The organism is Paenibacillus xylanexedens (genome assembly GCF_001908275.1).
Classification (GTDB): Bacteria; Bacillota; Bacilli; order Paenibacillales; family Paenibacillaceae; genus Paenibacillus; species Paenibacillus xylanexedens_A.
The window spans coordinates 2,056,642-2,075,620 of record NZ_CP018620.1 but is presented as its reverse complement, the minus strand read 5'-3'; the positions used below and the strand labels follow the sequence as shown (position 1 = coordinate 2,075,620).

Annotated in this window: 14 protein-coding genes; 1 reads left to right on the top strand and 13 read right to left on the bottom strand. The window is 47.6% G+C overall.

What is annotated here, in order from left to right; translation table 11 throughout:
* Window positions 1-59: 59 nt before the first annotated feature.
* The 5 genes from BS614_RS09105 to BS614_RS09085 form a co-directional block, all read right to left on the bottom strand.
* On the bottom strand, window positions 60-617 hold the full coding sequence (locus tag BS614_RS09105; protein WP_074093741.1) for a DUF4825 domain-containing protein: 558 nt from the start codon (window positions 615-617) through the stop codon (window positions 60-62).
* A complete protein-coding gene (locus BS614_RS09100; protein WP_074093740.1) occupies window positions 614-1,309 on the bottom strand; it encodes a permease prefix domain 1-containing protein in 696 nt (231 codons plus the stop codon). Before BS614_RS09100 ends, BS614_RS09105 begins: the two co-directional genes overlap by 4 nt.
* A complete protein-coding gene (locus BS614_RS09095) occupies window positions 1,306-1,665 on the bottom strand; it encodes a PadR family transcriptional regulator (protein WP_074093739.1) in 360 nt (119 codons plus the stop codon). Before BS614_RS09095 ends, BS614_RS09100 begins: the two co-directional genes overlap by 4 nt.
* 297 nt (window positions 1,666-1,962) lie before the next feature.
* A complete protein-coding gene (melA, locus tag BS614_RS09090) occupies window positions 1,963-3,468 on the bottom strand; it encodes an alpha-glucosidase/alpha-galactosidase (protein ID WP_074093738.1) in 1,506 nt (501 codons plus the stop codon).
* Window positions 3,469-3,657: 189 nt separating this feature from the next.
* Window positions 3,658-4,671 carry an AraC family transcriptional regulator gene (locus BS614_RS09085; RefSeq protein ID WP_074093737.1) on the bottom strand — a complete coding sequence of 338 codons (1,014 nt, stop codon included), beginning with the start codon at window positions 4,669-4,671 and terminating at the stop codon, window positions 3,658-3,660.
* 181 nt (window positions 4,672-4,852) lie between these two features.
* On the opposite strand from BS614_RS09085, the gene BS614_RS09080 reads away from it, so the two are divergent.
* On the top strand, window positions 4,853-5,470 hold the full coding sequence (locus BS614_RS09080) for a histidine phosphatase family protein (protein ID WP_074093736.1): 618 nt from the start codon (window positions 4,853-4,855) through the stop codon (window positions 5,468-5,470).
* 440 nt (window positions 5,471-5,910) lie between these two features.
* Here the strand turns inward: BS614_RS09080 and BS614_RS09075 are convergent, their stop codons facing one another.
* The 8 genes from BS614_RS09075 to BS614_RS09040 form a co-directional block, all read right to left on the bottom strand.
* Window positions 5,911-8,247, bottom strand: coding sequence for a rhamnogalacturonan lyase (locus tag BS614_RS09075; protein ID WP_074096758.1), 2,337 nt, complete (start codon window positions 8,245-8,247; stop codon window positions 5,911-5,913).
* Window positions 8,248-9,101: 854 nt separating this feature from the next.
* Entirely contained in the window at window positions 9,102-11,546 is a 2,445-nt protein-coding gene (locus BS614_RS09070) for a glycoside hydrolase family 6 protein (RefSeq protein ID WP_157116052.1), read from the bottom strand.
* Between the two features lie 526 nt (window positions 11,547-12,072).
* Window positions 12,073-13,149, bottom strand: a complete 1,077-nt coding sequence (locus tag BS614_RS09065) for an efflux RND transporter periplasmic adaptor subunit (RefSeq protein ID WP_074093735.1) — start codon at window positions 13,147-13,149, stop codon at window positions 12,073-12,075.
* 28 nt (window positions 13,150-13,177) lie between these two features.
* Window positions 13,178-14,548 (bottom strand): ABC transporter permease, encoded by a 1,371-nt coding sequence (locus BS614_RS09060; protein WP_084174468.1) that lies wholly within the window; start codon window positions 14,546-14,548, stop codon window positions 13,178-13,180.
* A gap of 18 nt (window positions 14,549-14,566) precedes the next feature.
* Window positions 14,567-15,250 carry an ABC transporter ATP-binding protein gene (locus BS614_RS09055; RefSeq protein WP_074093734.1) on the bottom strand — a complete coding sequence of 228 codons (684 nt, stop codon included), beginning with the start codon at window positions 15,248-15,250 and terminating at the stop codon, window positions 14,567-14,569.
* A gap of 200 nt (window positions 15,251-15,450) precedes the next feature.
* Window positions 15,451-16,614 (bottom strand): hypothetical protein, encoded by a 1,164-nt coding sequence (locus BS614_RS09050; protein ID WP_074093733.1) that lies wholly within the window; start codon window positions 16,612-16,614, stop codon window positions 15,451-15,453.
* The gene (locus tag BS614_RS09045; protein ID WP_074093732.1) at window positions 16,611-18,077 is read right to left on the bottom strand and encodes a sensor histidine kinase; all 1,467 of its coding nucleotides are present in this window, start codon (window positions 18,075-18,077) and stop codon (window positions 16,611-16,613) included. The genes BS614_RS09050 and BS614_RS09045 overlap by 4 nt, the downstream gene beginning before the upstream one ends.
* Window positions 18,074-18,787 (bottom strand): response regulator transcription factor, encoded by a 714-nt coding sequence (locus BS614_RS09040; protein WP_074093731.1) that lies wholly within the window; start codon window positions 18,785-18,787, stop codon window positions 18,074-18,076. Before BS614_RS09040 ends, BS614_RS09045 begins: the two co-directional genes overlap by 4 nt.
* Between the last annotated feature and the right edge of the window lie 192 nt (window positions 18,788-18,979).

Sequence of the window (18,979 nt, the reverse complement as noted above, 5' to 3'; positions counted from 1 at the left end):
ATAACATAGCATGGGAGAAGAGTCGAGTCTCTTGCCTATTTCCTTCTATTTCATGCAGCTTAATTGTCAACAATCTGTGAAACAGCCTCTTTCACTTGTGCCGGTTCCACCAGCTTCTCGCGTACATTCGAATTCCATAGCTCCGGGTTCTGAAGCTCCTTTAATTCCGTACCTGTCCATTGTTGGGCAGATTCACGACGTAAGGTATGACTGGTATTCTCAAACTGGTAGACGATCTGCTCCAGATTATCGATCATAACAAAGTTCGCAACCGCATTATATACGAGTATCCGCTCAAGTTCCTCTGCATCCATCTCACGCGTATCCAAGCTATAATTCACTTGGACAGTGAACGTCTCCGGGTACAGTTGGTAACCATTCAATCTTTCACGTAAAGGTAAAGCCTGATTCAGATGACTAAGGTTTGAATGATCACCCATGTAGGGACTGCGATATTTGGCTAAAGCGGCAAAATCATGTGTCAGCGGATTCTGCTGCTCTTCCTCGTACTGAGCCTGTTTCGCCTCGATCTTCGGATTAACGAAGCCTTCAACAATCACTAAGCCAATGATGCCCAACACAACAAGTGTTATAATCCATATGTTTCTAATTCTCATAACACATCACTCACTTCATACTTACTAACGATCCGATACGCCCGATGCACAACCAAAGGAATAATAACACTCAGTAATGGGATGGCAAAGGCAATGACGATCACAGCAAACTGATAGGGTCCATCCACCTGAATGGGTCGATTAAACCAGATGTTGCTTCCGAATCGCAACGCTGCCTGCGTTCCCCATAGTACGAGTATTAATGCCGCCCACAACCACCATATTCTGCGTTTCCACTGCACTAAGACAGGGATTCGAATAACCGTTGTTTTCACGGAAGTTGCAGAATCGTTCGACTTGTTGATCAACAGATACAATACATACATGCCACCAACAATGAGACTCACGATCATAAGCAGATTGTTTATGGCGGAGCCTTGCATCAGCACTCTCATTGGAATGGTAATGATCCAGGCTATGAGGCTATAAATCAGAGCAGACTGCAACAACGCTGTCCAGTAAGGAACACGTTGTACCCTTCGATGGTCACTCATCACTTCATCCATACCAGCGATATGCTGAATGGCGGTCTGGAACGCCTTCTCTTCACTCATCCCCTGCGAGATATAATCGTCAATCCGTGCAGCGAGATTGCTGTGAATCTCTTCTTTTAATTCTCGATTGTCTAATGTATCTTGTGCGTGAGCGAACAAACGATTCACATGACGGGTGATGCGAGTTTCCAATCTCATCGGTCTTCATCTCCTTTTTCTCCAGTGACAATCATACAATCAATCAGTGCCTTGGCTGCCTGCCAAGCTTGAACCTGCTCTCTATAGGCTTCGAGGCCTTGCCCTGTAATTCGGTAATATTTGCGTCGTCCTCCCTGTGTCTCTTCCCCCCAGTAGGACGCCACATATCCACTCTTCTCCAGCCTCTTCAAACTGGAATAAAGCGTAGGTTCCTTCAATTCAAACTGCTCTCCGCTCTTGGAATAGATCTCCTTAATAATGCTGTAGCCATAGTTATCCGCGGGTATTAGTACACTCAGAATGATCGGGTCAATATTGCCACGAATCAGATCACTGTTAATCACTTGCACATCCATCTGCGAGTTTCACCGACTTTCTTCAATCCTGCGTATACTATAAGACATATTACTATGTCTGTAAAGGTAATATGCATCGTGTAGTATATCCTTAACAAGCAAAGCAACCTTTATCCCCTTATCTCCATCTGAAAGATATTGGGAGGTGATAGAATGAAATCGCTAACTAGTACAGATCAAGGAAACGAATTGATGCGGTCTATGTAGAAAAAGGCCAACTCTCCATCTGGAGAATCTGGCCTTTTTCTGTGATTCTATCTTTTCTATACTCTTGTAAGCTCCTACTCACTCTCAACCCTATTGCTGCACTTTCTCGCGATCTTTCCCTTTATCCGATTCCCCCGCATTTTTGTTCGCAGCATCGCGATCCTGTTTCATTTCTTCCACCGTTTTCACCTTGAGTCTTGCCGCTCCTTCATATTCCTTTGTTGGAATAAGGTCGCCAGCAGCAAGTCTCGCTTCTGCGGCAGCAATCGCATCCCCGTACTGCGGCAGCCACTGGGCCTGTGCAACGAGCATCTCGTCGACCATCTGCCAGATCTCTTTTGGATTACACACGGCACCCACCAGCGGGTCCATCATGAACGCTTGACGAAGTAATTTATCGTCTCCGTTCACCGCGGCTTCAACCGCAAGACGTTGCACGGCAATACTCACATTACATACCGCAGCCGGGCCAAGGGGCAGATCGCCTACATGTGGCATAGAGATGCCGTTGCGATCCACATATCCCGGTGCCTCAATAATTGCATCATCCGGTAAGTTCGAGATTACTCCATTATTAACGGTATTGAAATGTCCACGATAGACACGTCCCGTCTCCAGCCCTTCAATAATGTACGAACCGTGCTCCTCGCCCCGTTTTTCCGGAATAAATTGCATCGGTTCATCCTTCATCCAGTTAGGAAAATCAGTTTCAAACCAATTGCGCCCCTCGGTACATACCCGCAGATACCCACCTGTCTCTCCGTTAATCCAATTGCCCAGGTCGATCCATTCGTTAATCTCTTCAGGACGTTTGCGGTACCACGGCACATATTCACTCAGATGACCATTTGATTCCGTGCTGTAGTATCCGAAGCGGCGCAGCATATCGATCCGCACTTTCTCGGTGCGGCTGTACTCGGGATGTTTCTCGAAGGCTTCGAGCAGATCACCTGTAAGGTCCTTACCTTCATGAGACGCCTGGATATACCAGGTCTGATGGTTGATGCCGGCACAGACAATATCCACTTCACTCTTTTTCAAGCCAAAAGCTTCCGCAATCTGATGATGACCATGCTGTACGCCATGACACAGTCCGATCGTCCGTACACCGCCATACTTATTGCAGGCCCATGTGAGCATCGCCATCGGATTGGAATAGTTCAAGAGCAGCACGTCGGGTGCGCTCTGTTCACGAATATCTTTACAGATGTCCAGCATCTCGGCGATTCCGCGTTGTCCATACATAATGCCGCCCGCACACAACGTGTCGCCGACACATTGATCTACCCCATATTTCAGTGGAATATCCACATCGGTTGCAAATGCTTCCAGTCCCCCGACACGAATCGTACACAGTACATACTTCGCATCTTTTAAGGCTTCTTTCCGATCCGTTGTCGGCTGAATCTGAATATTCAATCCATTCTCACGGATATCCCGCTGACACAGCTCAGTCACCATGTCCAGATTGTGCTGATTAATATCGCAGAACGCAATCTCGATGTTGTTAAACTCCGGTACCGTGAGCAAATCTCGCAGTAATCCCCGTGTAAATCCGATACTTCCTGCCCCGATAAACGCCACTTTAAACGACATGCCTATGTCCTCCCCTAATCCGAATCTTTCGCTTCGGTTAATGACTCTCTTCATGAAATCATTGTACCAACGACAAATAGGGAAGCGTTATCAAAATCATGACCTGTTCAAGATCTTGTTGTCAAAAATACTAACTTTTATGCGTTAGATCCAATAATCCATTTGCATTCGAAATAAACAGCTATTGGCCTATTCATCCGGTGGGTACTGACTGACATGTCTTTCCATAGAGGAGCGAAATTCAACCGGCGTACGACCTGTATATTTTTTGAATAACATATGAAAATACTGACGACTGCCTACACCAACATAGTCAGAGATTTCCGAAATCGGGATATTCGTCTGCTGAAGCAACATCTTGGCCTTCTCCATTCGAAGCATCGTCAGGTAGTCGGTTGGTGTCCGCTGCGTGTGCTGACGAAAAATGCGATGTAAATAGCCCGGATGCAGATTGACGGCTGCCGCGATATCCTTCATCTGAATGTTGCGATCCATATTGTGATGCATGAATTCAATGGTTCGTTTGACATACAGCTCCGCCTGATCTGATGCACTTCGGCTCATTTCTCCTCGCAAACGCGCAACACGGACCAGCAACTGAATAAACAGTGTACGCACCAGCATACCCTGTTCCGGGGACGAGAGATTCCGGGCTTCACGGTGATGTGACCTTTCTTCTGGTGGAATGATCTTCATCGGCACAGTTGATCTTCCTTGCTCCAGTAGACCACGCTGATCGAGTTCCAACACTAGACTTTTCATAATGTGGTACACCTCTTCTGGATCAGGCAGTACCAGGTATGGCGAAGCATTGGTTAGTAAAGTATGGACTTCTTCCTCTTCCAACGCGAGCTGACGGATAGATAACTGTCCGGGAGGTGAGCCTGAGAATCCAAACTCCACATTAAGCATCCGGCAAGGGACACCATCTTCCACCAGCAAACGGTGCGGGATACCTGCGTCCAGCATAATGAACTGCCCTTTTTTCAAAATGGCCTGCTCCGAACTCCCATCCGGCATCTGCACATCCACCCGGCACATTCCCGAAATAATATACATGATCTCCGTCGAATCATGATGGTGATAGGACATACGATATTTGTCCCATTGCTTGTAATAGTACGCGTAGAAACGCGGCCCGCAATCCTCTGTTCGCAATGCCTCCTGATACAGGCTTCCTGTCCAGCGCTTTGTGATGCTCATGTCCATACCCCCATTCCTGCAACGATCAATTCTCACTTTTCTCCATTGTAGCAATTCTGTAGGTTGAATATAAACTGTCTTCGTTAAAAGCCTCATTGCATTATTTAATTAGATAAATATATAATTAGCATATTATCTAATCCTTTATGTAAACTGTCTATACTTAAGGAGGTTTCCACTCATGAGTACCACCTTTCATCTGGTGAGACACGGTCTCAAAGAACGACGAATCGGGGATGTCCCCCTCACTTCCGAAGGGGTTTTACAAGCCGAAGCCACAGCACTTCATTTTGCCAAAGCCACCTCTCCCGTTACTAAAATCCTTACCAGTCCACTTCGACGAGCCCAAGAAACCGCAAGTATGATTGTCCGCCACACCCGTTCCCATATAACAGAAGATCCTCGCCTGCGCGAACGTGCCAATTGGGGCGATTGCCCGGATCAGTCATTCGAAGAATTCATTGCGATGTGGGATCGATGTACGTCTGACCCAGATTACATTCCACCCGTGGGAGACTCGGCCAAACAGGCTGGTGAACGTCTGGCCTCCCTCCTAACCGAATTGGTTAATAAAGAGCCAGAGAACAGTAACATTATTGTGGTTGCACATGGTGGACTCATTACTGATTTTCTGGTGCAGACCTTTACCGAGCGCGAGCTTAACGTCTGGCATTCCGATTTTATAACTATGCAGAACCAACTTATCCCGGAGTGCTCCATCACCACATTGATCCATGATCAAGGAAATTACACTATTAAAGCGTTCGCTTCTACCGTGCATCTATATAAGTTGAAATAAAGATTATTTACACTGACACTACGATGACAGAACAACCTTCCAATCGCTGTTATCCCCAGATTTATTGATTCTTTTACTAAAGGGAAAATCCGGGGATAGCTTATGCTTCCGATGCAGCTTTCTTTCAGAAAGCTTTTAGGCAAACGCTTCGCTTTTTCAGGTTTTTTCTGTCCTCTCCGTTATCGTGTAAATGATTAGTTCAACTTATTTAGACTTAACATATGAAAAAGAATGATGTAACACGGATGGCTGGGAACACGCCAAGCTCTGCCCGCAGATCCTTATGTAAAAAAGCTCTGAAACCTCCATGTGACGAGACACATGGGGATTCCAGAGCTTCCAAGCTTCGATGCCAACGCCTAAAACTAACGACGCTGCGTTACGTTACAGCCCGATCTTGAACACATGTTATGTTGCCAGCTATTGCTCATCCGGTCTGTTTACTTCCCGCCCTTACCTGGCGTGTAGAACTTAGGCAGCGTTACTTTGGACCAGTCTATATCCGATGCCATGTAAAAGGACGGATAGGAAGGCTGGTTGTATCCACTGTTCTGTCCGGCAATGCCCACACGATACATCGCATCATGCATCAGCGTATACAACTTCCGGTCCGTTTTCTCGGTACTGAGATAGATGCGGATCGCTGAACTGTCCGTGGTTCTCACCAGCATCTCTTCCCGCCAATCCCCGAAGATATCAGCTACAAGAGAAGGTGTACCTTTGGTGTGATTGTTGGTCAATGTGCCTGTTGCCGTCAGCAACGTGCCACGATTCCAGTCTTTGATGGTTGGTGTAACATCAATCGCACCATCAACGATCTGTGTCGTCATATCACCAGCCCAGCGGATATTCATATTTGTGCCTGGCGCCTGATCACTGATTTTTTCACCCGTAGCTGTCCACAAGCCTACAGCCCATGTCTCCAGCCCACGACGAGTCGGATCAACATCCCCCACCATGCCGCGTCCGGTATCTTTCCCCGTGTATCCGCCATAGATCACTTCTCCGGTCTTCGCATCACGCAGGGAATACCCGTATGGCGCCCAAGGACCACCCTCGTGTACCATGAAAATCTCCAGTCCCGGACGATCCGGGTCGATATCTGCCACATGAAGTGCGTCCCCATGACCCAGACGGGCAATGGTTCCCGGTGCAGCACTCTCGGCAGGCATCAGGTCTGTGGAGCTGTACAGCACGCTGCCGTCATGATCAATCGTGGCGGAGCCATAGATAATCTCCTGTTTGCCGTCTCCATCCACATCCGCCACACTGAAATAGTGTGCACCTTGAGTCGTAATGGAACCATACTGCGGATCTGTACCATCCACGCCGTGCGGTCCGTCATTGAACGGGTTCTTCATTGGTGTCCAGCCGCTGTCCACTTTCCATTCCTTTTTCAGCTTCTTGCCGTCCCAATTGTAGGCAACCATCGTCGAACGTGTATAGTATCCGCGTGCAAATATAGCAGATGGTTTCTTGCCATCCAAATACGCCACGCCTGCCAGGAAACGGTCCACTCGATTCCCCGGTTCAATCCGTGCCATGGCATAATCGCCCCACATCAGACCATCATCATGACGCTCGGGTTCATATGGAATGGTCTCCAGCTCTTTGCCTGATTTTCCTTCAAATACCGTAACATACTCCGGTCCATCCACGATAAAACCTTCAAACTTGCGCAGCTCATTTCGGTTACTGCGTTCTACCGCGTATACATCAATGAAGTAGTCGGCCAGGCTCTCGGCATCCTGCTGAGATAATGGGTAATTATATTTTTTCTCGATTCCAAAAGCTTCTTCTAATGTTGCAGGCCAGTTCCCCTTCACAACCTCATCATGTTTATGCCAATTTCTGAACATATCCACCACGTGATCGTAGTACCCATCCGCACTTAAACGATAATCATCTTCGTTCGAGTACCCTGCCTTGCGATCCTGCTTGGGAAGCGTGATGTATTTCTCGGATGTTACTTTTCCTTTTTTGTTATATTGCATAATCTTCGTGCCCGGAGCAGTCTTAAACATCATCTCGGCTTTGCCATCCCCGTCAAAATCATAAACGAGCATCTGTGTATAATGAGCACCTGCACGGATGTTGACCCCAAGATCGATTCGGTACAACAACTGACCGTCCAAGGTGTAAGCATCGATGTAGGTTTTACCGGTGTATCCTTTTTGCGATACGTCCTTGGCGTTGGAAGGGTCCCATTTGACGAAAAACTCATATTGGCCATCCCCGTCCACATCCCCAACGCTCATGTCATTGGCGGAATACGTATAAGCTTCTCCCGCAGGCGTCACGCCATCGGCAGGTTTCTGCAGTGGAATGTCCACATAGCCGTTCGCCCAAGGTTTGACGGATGCACTGCGTTTACTCTCCTTGCCCTTCTTGTTCACCGCTGCCACTTCATAACGGGAAGACGATTTACCCGCGGAATCTAAATAGTTGGTGCTGTCGGTGACCGTAGCGATCTTTTTGCCATCACGATAGACGTTAAAGTCCGTACCTGTCAGCCCTTTGTCGCTATACCCTGTGGCCTCGTCACCAAGCAATCTCCAACTGAGAAAAACACCTTCAGATGTCGATGCAGCCACCAGACCGCGATCCAGATATTCCAGTTGAATCTCTTTCACGTGACTGCCCCCCTTATTTGATTGCAGGCCAGCCTCCGTCGCCCCATTACCGTTGGAAGCTTCCGCTCCCGTAACGCCAGCTGTTCCTCCAATGAGCAAAGCTACGCTGAGTGCCGAAGAGAGCACCTTGGCTGCAAGTGGCATACTTGCCTTCCTGCGACCTGATTGCCGACCTGACACCGATCCCTTATGTACCGGCACTGTTGTTCCTGAGTTCATCCACCTTCACGCTCCTTGAGACAGAATAGGTGACGCATATACACATCGATGATGATTAGACGTTCGATAATTCGTACAGATCTTCTTCGAGGGAAGATTCCACACATTATGATTACGCTTACAAAATTAAAAAAGAGAAATCAGCTTGCCCGACTACCAGAGTGCGGTCCCCCTTCCATTCTCTTTCCAATCCGAGCGGGGTGATCCCGCCCATCGGGTTCTATTATAGACATCCTGCCTACCAGACCCTAGGCAAATATCCGTCCAAAACGATCAATAATCAGTGTTTTTAGAGTCATTTGAGAAAATCAACCCGATGACGCTTCAGTCGGAAGGGTGATTTAAGCTCACCGCCAAGTTTTTTCTAAAGAATCTCACACACCCTATTGGGGCGTTAAACTCCAACAACGAATCCTAACGAATCTCAGCAACCTTATTTGGACCATATCGGGTCTAAACGGGGCAGAATCCATCCAAATTAACTGAATAGCGTGTCTACGATTCGTTAGAATTTTCAACTGTATCAATTCAACTAAATAGCGTGCTCTCTGTTCGTTAGAAAAGAAATAGGGCTACCCCCTCCCCCTGATCATTTTCATAACCAGAGGACATCCCAGCTTAATATATCCGCTCTCACATCCTAATTACGGATCTTCAAGCGATTCTAAATACATTTTCATGTGAGAACTTCAATCTAGAATGACTCTTGTAATGCATAGCAAAAAACCGCGATCCTCCAACACACTGAGGATCGCGGTTAAGACAGTTACAAATAAAGTTTAAGGCTCAATGCCCCATACCAGGTTTCCACCTTGGTAGAGCGTTACCTTGTTCCAATCCTGGTAGGATGTTTTCGTTGGATCGAAAGAGTAGTCATTCGTCTCGTCAAAGTTTGACCAGTCTGTTTTGTACATGCGAAGCTGGATGTCTCCAGTCTGTCCACCAGCCTGAATGCTGCCAGCGCCAGATGTGAAGCTCAACTCCACATACGAGTCTGTGAAGGTACGCTGGATATTGGCTCCGCCAACTTGAGCATAATCGATGGCAGAATCCATCGCAGCCGAGCCTTCTTTGGAGAAGTAGTACCGGATCTTCAGATCACTCAGATTCACAGCAGTACTACCCAGATTTTTGATGTTGAAATACGGTTTGATCTGGCTATCTTGAGCATTGGTATCTCCAGCACGATATTGCACGACAAGATCACTCGTTGGTACAACGACACTTTGAGGTGTCGCAGAAGCTACAGCGGAATTGGCACTTTGCCCTGCTGTATTCACTGCACTTACCACATAATGATACGTCGTGCCGTTCGTCAGGGAAGTGTTGGTGTATGACGTACCGCTCACATTCGCCGCGATTGTGGTGAACGGACCTGTTGCACTCAGTGCGCGTTTCACATCATAACTTGTTGCACCTGTAGAAGCGGTCCACGTCAGGCTCACCTGCGCATTGCCTGCAGTTGCTGTGAGAGCAGTCGGTGCAGCTGGCGCCGTTACACCTGCAACAGGTGTAGCTGTTGCTGTTGCAGAGTTAACACTTTCACCTACTGCATTTGTTGCCGTTACCACATAATAATAGGTTGTACCATTGATCAGCCCGGTGTTGCTGTAAGATGTTCCACTCACGTTAGCTGCAATTGTTGTGAATGGACCTGATGCACTCAGTGCCCGCTTCACACTATAACTTGTAGCCCCTGTAGAAGCAGTCCACGTCAAGGAGACTTGAGCGTTACCGGCAGAAGCCGTCAATGCTGCTGGTGCTGCCGGAGCTGTTGTTCCCCCGGGAGGATTGCCTCCACCGTTACTGGCAGGCAGTACAGGGAATGCGTTTTTCACCAGTGCCACGAATTGATCATGGAACCAGTGACCCGATACCGGAGCATTAGGCAACGCACCTGTTAATACACCATCCCGAGTTGTGAAGGTTGGATCACACATCCGGTCGAAACCTTTGCCTTCGTTATTCGGAATTTCGGAGCTGGAGCCATCGGATTCACCCGGAGGTTTCACCCATACATAAGCATCCAGATGCGCTGGTCCTGGTGCAGCCTTAGGTGCTTCACCAATACCTGCGCCACTGGCATTACACCAGTTCCCCCGATGCTCCCGGCGATCTACACGTCCAGAATTCACATAATCGTTGATGTTGCTGCCCGTAGCAGATGCTGGACGGTCTACCCCGCCCCACCCATTCCGGCTAGTATCAATCAGGAAACCTGTGCTGCTTGGCCAGCCAGCTTGTACGAAATCGGCATACAGCGCAGCGGTGAAATCGGTTTCGTCAAAATAAGGATTCCACTCATAAAACTTGGCAGATTTAATCGGTTGTCCACCGATATTGAGATCCGGATTAGACAGGTTCGGCTCCCCCAGTGGTGTGGTGTTCGCAGTATTCGTAATGAAGCCATCTGCACTGCTCAGACCCGCGGCTGTCCCTTGCACAACACTTGTATACAGCGCGACTGCTGCAGAACGGTTGTTATCCCATCCAAGCCAGCCGGAGTGGCCGATATCCAGATAGTTGTACACATTCGGAATGGCGTGCAGCTTGTCCAATGCATACTTCACACCCGCCTCATAGATACCTGTTGAGCTGGCTTGACCACAAGCTGGTGTACTCAGGTTGGTCACAAGGTTAGGCAGGCTGTCCGGTTCAATGACGGCAATAATACGAATATCCTGATACTTCGGATCTGCGAAGATATCTGCGAGCACATCAATATAATCCGTTTTATATGTCTGCAGTGCCGCCTGTGTTAGTGGAAGTTCACCATTCGATGCAAGTGCATGACAATCCCGTCCAGGCAAGTTATAGATAACGAACGAAGCCGTTATTGGCGTACCAGGCTTCTTTTGGGCGAGAACGGCATCAAGATGTTGCTCTACACTTTTGCGACCAGCGTTGTCCGTGCCGCCATAGATTGCAGCAATCCGGTCAACCCATACTGCGGTTGGATACGATTTGACCGTCTCCATCTTGGCCTTCAGCGATGCATCGTTAGTCAGCGCAATGGACGTATCCACGAGAGCCGAGTAATCTTGGTTCAGATAAGCCGTTGCCCCTACAAATGGATTGTCCACATGTGCCTCAGCCGCCTGAGTCAGGCCTGGAGACATCCCCGGGAAAATCCCCGCCGCGAGCAGCGTTGCTGCCAGCATTTGTTTTACACCTTTGCGCAGGATCTTCTTACCTCTGGATTTGGTTTTCAATTTAGTCTTCATAGTTCCACCTTTCCTTTAGTTAGATTGGGTTGTACTCATGTCTGATCCTCTGTGTCATTATGATGCTTAGCACGAAGAGAACGTTCGGATGAGTTGGTTGTATCACCTCCAAAAGAATGGGTTGTATAACTGGAGTCTTGAGCAAACAAATGGTGTGTGAGGGCGAATCATGTGAATGAGTATAATATGGTGGGTGTGGTTGAACGTGTGTTAGACATGAAGAAGTGTGAAAAATGACTTACGGGATGTCTGAACCCCAACTTCAGTAAGCGCTTTCTTTGAGCAGTTAAAAAAAAAGGCCTTCGCCTAACCATCTACAAACATGATGTTCGGTGTCACCTCCTTATGTTCTGATTATACGACATGTAAATATTGCTGTAAATTGAATTATATAAATTTAATTATATTTTTTTCCATAATTCAGGCAGGAATCTGGACATCCCTTGCCCCTAACCACACCAAAGGCTCATCCTGGCCATATGCCACAATGAACCTCGTGTTGATTAAGGTCGAATCGACCGCTCGTCTAAGGCAGAACGACGACATCTCCCGGTTTTAAACCGCTAACCACTTCCGTCTTGTCCCCAGATTCCATCCCAGCCTGGATGGTCAGCTGCTCTGTCTGTCCGTTCCCTTTGTCTAACAATACATAAGGTTCGGTCTGATCCCGCATGATGGCCAAGCTGGACACAACCGTCACTTTATCCTTACGCATCGTCTCGATATCGCCTTCCAGACTCACGCCTCCATACATTCTGTCATCCGGCTTCAGATCAATGACCACGTCAAACTGTGAAGCTTGCTTGAGATCCGTATCAGTACTCTTGCGGGCGAATTTGGACACCTTACTCACCTTCCCGGTGAATTGCAGGTCTTTTTGCGCTGTCATTCGTACCTTAACCGGCATTCCCACCTTGAGCCTGAACATTTCTTCCTCGCCAACAATCGTCATGAATTTCAGTTTGCTGATATTTGTAATGGACCCGATTAGCTGTCCTTCCGTCACCGCACGTGTCTTGCTGTCTTCTTCATTCATCTGAAATATACCGGAAGCAGAAGCATATACAACAGACTTACTGATTACTGCCTGCTTTTTCTGTATCTCCTTCTCCTTGAGGACCAGTGCTTTTTGATTCAACTCATTCGTCAGGCGTTTGCCTTCCCGGTCTGCAAATGCCTTTTTGCGCTCTTCTTCCGTCACGCCAAGTGACTCGCTCATATTCGCCTGATCCAGGCTAACCTGATTCATCTTATTTTCGAGCTGGGCTTTCTCCAGATCACTCTGCAACTGTTCTACTTCTGTTTGTAACGTGGAAGTATCGAGGGTAAACAGGATATCGCCTTTGCTCACCTGCTCACCACTTTTCACGTGCCACTGCTTGATGTTGGAAGCATACGGAGCGAAGATATCCGTCTGATCGGTGTATACGGATTTCCCCTTCACCTGTATCGTTTGCGTCATCGTTTCCTGTGTCACATCAAAGGTAATCGGGGGCGGAATCTCTATAGGCGCCTCCGGTTTTGGCTTGTACTTTTCATACAGCCAGTACCCTACACCTGCCAAAAGTACAACGGTGATAATGATTTTAATCCATTTCTTCATGTGCCCAATTTCCCTTTCGCTGATAAAATCACATCGCTTTGATCACAGTTAATGCATTGGTTCGGGATGCGCTGATTGCCGGATATATACCCGATACAATGCCAACCAGAACAGCAAACACGATGCCTAGCGGCAGAGCGGACTGCTGAATAACCACGGTCATCGGGCCATTGACCTGATCTGCCATCTGACTCGCCAGCAGACTGTTCACCCCGCCCAGGGCAGCAAAGGCAATCCCCACACCAGCCACACCGCCCATTAATCCAAGCATCGCTGCTTCTGTAATAAACATCTGGCGGACCTGCCACAGATTTGCGCCCAGCACCTTCATCACACCTATCTGTTTACGACGCTGATGCGTAGACATAATCATCGCTACGATAATGGATAACGAGGCCAGCAACATGATAAAACCACCAATCCCCAATGCTGCTTTCTGATACATCGCCAATTGGCCTGCCATCGCTTCCTCCTGGAACAGATTACTCTGTGTGTTTAACGTCAGCTTTTTAATCTGTTCTTCCACCTGGGATACATAACGTTTGTCCTCAACCTTGACCAAGGCCGAGTTAAGATGCTTAGCCGCACTGCTGTCGGCCTGCTGTAACCCAAGCTCATCCTGCAATGCACGAGCTGTATCCAGCGGCAGATATACTTTTTTATCGTTTTGAGCACTCATCTCATCCATGTTGGAAGGCTTCGTCAGTTCTCCAGATACGCGTATAGAGCCACTCATTTTGGTTTTGCTCGCATTTGCATAATCTTCATATCGAAACTGAATACGCTGCAGGACCAGCTGGTCCTGCTTCGCTGACATTTCTGTATACTGCTGCAAAAGCTCATTGTTATATGGATCCGCATTCAACTGCTCGAATAACTTCTGGGTTACTTTGGGGTCTACGAGTCCAAATGCGGCCCCATAACTGGTCACCGCCATACGACCATCCTCCGCCCCACGTCCCTCAGCATATGTGTATCCAAACCCGTTAAGGGTCTCCAGCTGGGTACCAATGACCTCAACATACGTGCTGCGACCATCCGGAAGCACCATTTCGAGCGAATCCAGCTTTAACATGGGAGCCACAGCAACAACATGGGGAAGTCTTTGGATAATCTGAATTTTTTCCAACGTCAACGCACCCCGTTCAAACTTCGATGTCTGACCGCTCCCCTTGCCGTTGCCGGTACGTATGCCTTCATTGGGCGTAATCGTAATTTCATCCATCTTGTAGTTGTCGTTTAATGTTTTCTCGCTATAGGTCTGTACGGACTGCCCTACACTAAGTGCAATAATCATGGCGGCAGAACCGATCGACAGCCCCATCATACACAGCAGCGTAACCATTTTTCTGCGAATGATCTGTCCCCAGGCCATACGTGCTACATCCCGTATTCTCACATTTCCTCTCCTTTTGCCTCAAACTTCCCTTACAGCTTCTTCGACCAGTATGCCATGTTGCAGTGTAAGCACGACTTGCATCTGCTCCGCTACCTCTGCTTCATGTGTCACAATGACAAAGGTCGTATTCATATCCCGGTTAAGCTGCTGCAAAATCGCAATAATCTCTTCTTCCGTCTCGGTATCCAGATTACCGGTAGGCTCATCTGCAAAAATCACCGAGGGTTCGGTAATGAGTGAACGTGCAATACTGACACGTTGTTGTTGACCGCCCGACAACTGAGACGGGAACAAGTTTGCTTTTTCACCCAGTCCAACCTGTTCCAACAGCTTCAATGCTTTTGCTTTGCGTTTCGAAGGGCTTATGCCCATAAACACCAAGGGTAACTCTACATTTTCCCGGATCGTAAGATTGGACAGCAGTTCATAGGATTGAAAAATAAACCCGATATGACTGCGCCTGAACTCAGCCAAGCGATTTTCACTGAAACGTACAATATCTTGTCCCGCAATTAGAATCTTGCCCTGATCCGGTTTCATCAGCCCTGCCATCAAATTCAGCAGTGTGGATTTACCCGAACCAGAACTGCCCAGCAGGGCTACCATCTTGCCTTCTCCAATCGTCAGATTGATATTTTGAAGCACCGGCACGGTTCCCTGGCTATTACGGAACGAGTGGGATAATTGTTCAACTCGAAGCATTGCTACATGTCTTCCTTTCTTCTTGCTGCATATGTAAAGATTCGCGTAGCACATTCCCCTTTCATTATAGGGTGGAGATGTATCCGGGCTGGCCCGAGTTGTATCCAACTTGTAACATGTCATAACAAAAAAAGACCTTGTCCACAGAGCAGCTATCGCTCCATCAGACCAAGGTCTTATATTCGTATACCTTCCGCAGCTTACCAGGCTCTGAAACTAAAGCGGTACATTTCACTTTTATCCACTGAGCTGCTTACAGCAAATAATTCATCGTCATTCCATTTCAGACTGATGAAGTTATCAATATTGCGATAGATCACCGTATCCGACGAAATCTTGCTGTCATTCAGGTAGGCAACATGCAACTCATTTTTCTGATTCTGAATATCCATTGGATAAAAGTAAGCGATTCGCGATTCATCTGCATCCAGTTCGAAGTTCCAGATGGAACCTTGTAATACCAAATCATACTGCTCCTCCGATGCGTCATACCGATACAGCCCCTGAACCTTATTCATCGTTCCCTGGATGAGCATGTCACCATTTTTCAGCAACTTGTACTGTTGGATGTCTTCCATTGCAGCATACGCCTTCACTTCATGCTCATCCTCAAGCGATACACGATAGATGGCATACTTGTCTTTCAGCATCACCAGTATATAAAACTGTTGGTGATCCTCACTGACCTGCAACACATCCATAACGATAAACGTATCACTCGAACCTTTCCCTTGTTTTGGTCCTGTGAACATGCCCATCAGCTCATCATACGTGTAGATGACTTGACTCGTCCCCTGGCTCAGATCGACTTGTTTAAATAAAAGATCATCCTGACCGATGTAGGATTCATTCCCTGCAAACACTCGATAATACGAGTTGTCGTTCGGAAGCTTGCGACGTTCCCCGCTCTGAATCATATACTCATACGTTGTCTTCTGCGTCTGACCTGACCGATACTGGGAGTAAATGATCTTCTTGTGGTCCGGGCTGATCGTTATGCCGTAATCCGTATTAGCCGCAATGTTCTTCACTTCCTTATCATCCAGATGCAGGAGAGACAGCTTGAGTCCTGAATAGGAAAATTCCGGTTGATTTAATATAATCGTGTTCCGGTCTACCACTTTAAAATCAAAGATCGCAAAGTCATTTGGAATCTTGGTAGCCGACTCGATCTGAATCGTACTGCTCGGTGGTGGCGCCAGACGGCTGTTGAATTGCTCACTTGGCAAAATCACCGTTCTTGGTTTGAGATTTCCGAGACTGAACAGGCTCCCAATCCCGAAAATTCCGCTGACAAATGCGATCAACAACCCTGACAGCATCAATCTGTCACGGTTTTTACGCCAAAATCCAGGATGTCTCATGCGTTCATTTCCCCCGGAAGACTGATATTCACTTGTGTCCCTTCCCGCATGATGCTCTTCATCTCCACTGTTCCTCCATGACGCTCAACGATGTTCTTCACAATTGATAAACCCAGCCCGGCACTGCCTTTCTCGGCCCTGTTAATTCCTTTATCCTGGTAAAAGGGTTCAAATACATGCTGGAGCGCTTCAGCACCGATTCCTTCCCCCTGATCACGGATCACAATAGCAATGGACTCACCTAACCGGAAGGATTGCACTTCGATAATGGAGTTCACATCACTGTACTTGACCGAATTATCCAGGATGTTGAGGAAGACCTCCTTCAACTTATCCCGATCTCCCTGTAAATACTGATGTTCCTCCAGCTCATAGTGAATGCCTATATTGTACTTGCTCGCCTTAATCGACATGTCCTCACAAGCTTCACGAATAATATCTGATATATCGATACGTTCGAACCGGTATGCCTGGATGACCGCAGAGGAGACCGAGACCTCCAGAATATCCGCAACCATCGTGTTGAGACGCTGGCTTTCCTTGATGATATAATTCATGCCCTTGTCAAAAAAGTCCTGGTCGGTAAATCCGTTATCCCGTAAAATCTGGGCGTATCCCAGAATCGTCGTTAAGGGTGTCTTCAATTCATGTGTCACATTGTCAAAAAAGACTTTGCTTCTGGCCTGTACTTGCTTCACTTCGTCCCGCTCTCGCTCAATCACATCAATCTGCTCCCGAACCCGATCAATCATGACGGTGAAGCTTGAAGCCAGTTCACCGATCTCATCCTTGGTTGTAATCTGAATGTCCGCATTCAGACTTCCTTGGGCCACTTCCGCAGAACGTTTCGTGAGTACACGGATGGGTTGTGTAATTTTCCGGGAAATAAAGATGGATGCGATAAATACAAATATGAAAATAACCGCTGCAAACAGCTTGATCGTATTCTGGAACCGGAGATTGCGTTTGTACAAGTCGGTGTAATCCTTCTTCATCTGTACGATTCCAATCAATTGTTGATCCATCTCGAGCGGGAAGGACAGACTGGCTGTGACCCGACCCTTATCCACAACTGTGGTGTAAGCAATCCGGGAATGTACGGCTTCCTCCACATCAGGATGGTCAGACCGCTTAGCAACGTTAACCTCGCTGCCAACAGACCCGTATGGCGAAGCATCGGGGCCATATACTACAATCTCCCCACCAACGGCTGATCCAATCTGCTCCGCAAGCTCGCGACTCCCTGCTTCGAGCGAGTCTCTGCTCATGCGTTTATTATGTATCAGAAAGTACTGATTCAGCGCGATGTCCAGATTTCTTTTGGATTGCACCATATCCTCATGCACTTCCCGGTACATATTCTCCTGGGCTACCTTATTGGACAGAATCAACAGGACGGAGAATCCGATAAATACAATGACCGAGAATAGCACCACCATTTTGAACTGGATCGTCCACTTCATGTCTGTACCTGAATATTCAGCTTGTACCCCACACCGAATACCGTTTCAATCATCGAAATGCCTTGCACACCACTATCCAGTTTCTTGCGAATCCGTTGTACATGAATATCCACCGTTCGAGTGTCCCCTGCAAAATCAAATCCCCATACCTTGTCCAGTAGTTCAGAACGTGTATGCACCTTACGATGATGGGTCACGAGAAATAACAACAGATCATATTCTTTATTCGTGAGTCCTGCCTGTTCCCCGTCTTTCCACACTTCCCGTTCATCCTTGCGGATCTCAATATGCTTGCCTAGCCTTACCACCTCATAGGACTGATTCTCCAGTGTCTCGCTGATCAGATCAATCCGGCGAAAAATCGCCCGAATGCGCGCAACCACCTCACGGATATCAAAAGGCTTCGTGATATAGTCATCCGCCCCAAGCTCCATGCCAAGTACCTTGTCCAGCATGTCCGACTTCGCAGTGATCATGATGACAGGTATCTTGGAGTTCACAGATAGTTGCCTGCACACATCAAAACCGCTCATATCTGGCAGCATCAGATCCAGCAGGATCAGATCCGGCTTCGAATCCCGAAGCAGATCCAGACCTTCTTTTCCCGTAGCTGCTTCCTTGATCTCAAATCCTTCCTTACGTAACGAATAGGACAAAATATCGCGAATGGACTCCTCGTCCTCAATAATTAAAATCTCTTTTTGTCTCATGATACTTTCGTAATCTCCCTGCTCTATGAATTTCCTTCATCTGCCTTTATTTTGTATCCCAAGCGGTATGCTTGAATAGAGGGAAGCACGAAATGTTACAACTCCGATACAACTCTGAACCTTTTGGAAACAACCACCCGATATACTTGGATCATAAAGAGACTCATACCAGACCGGACCCAAGCCTGATCT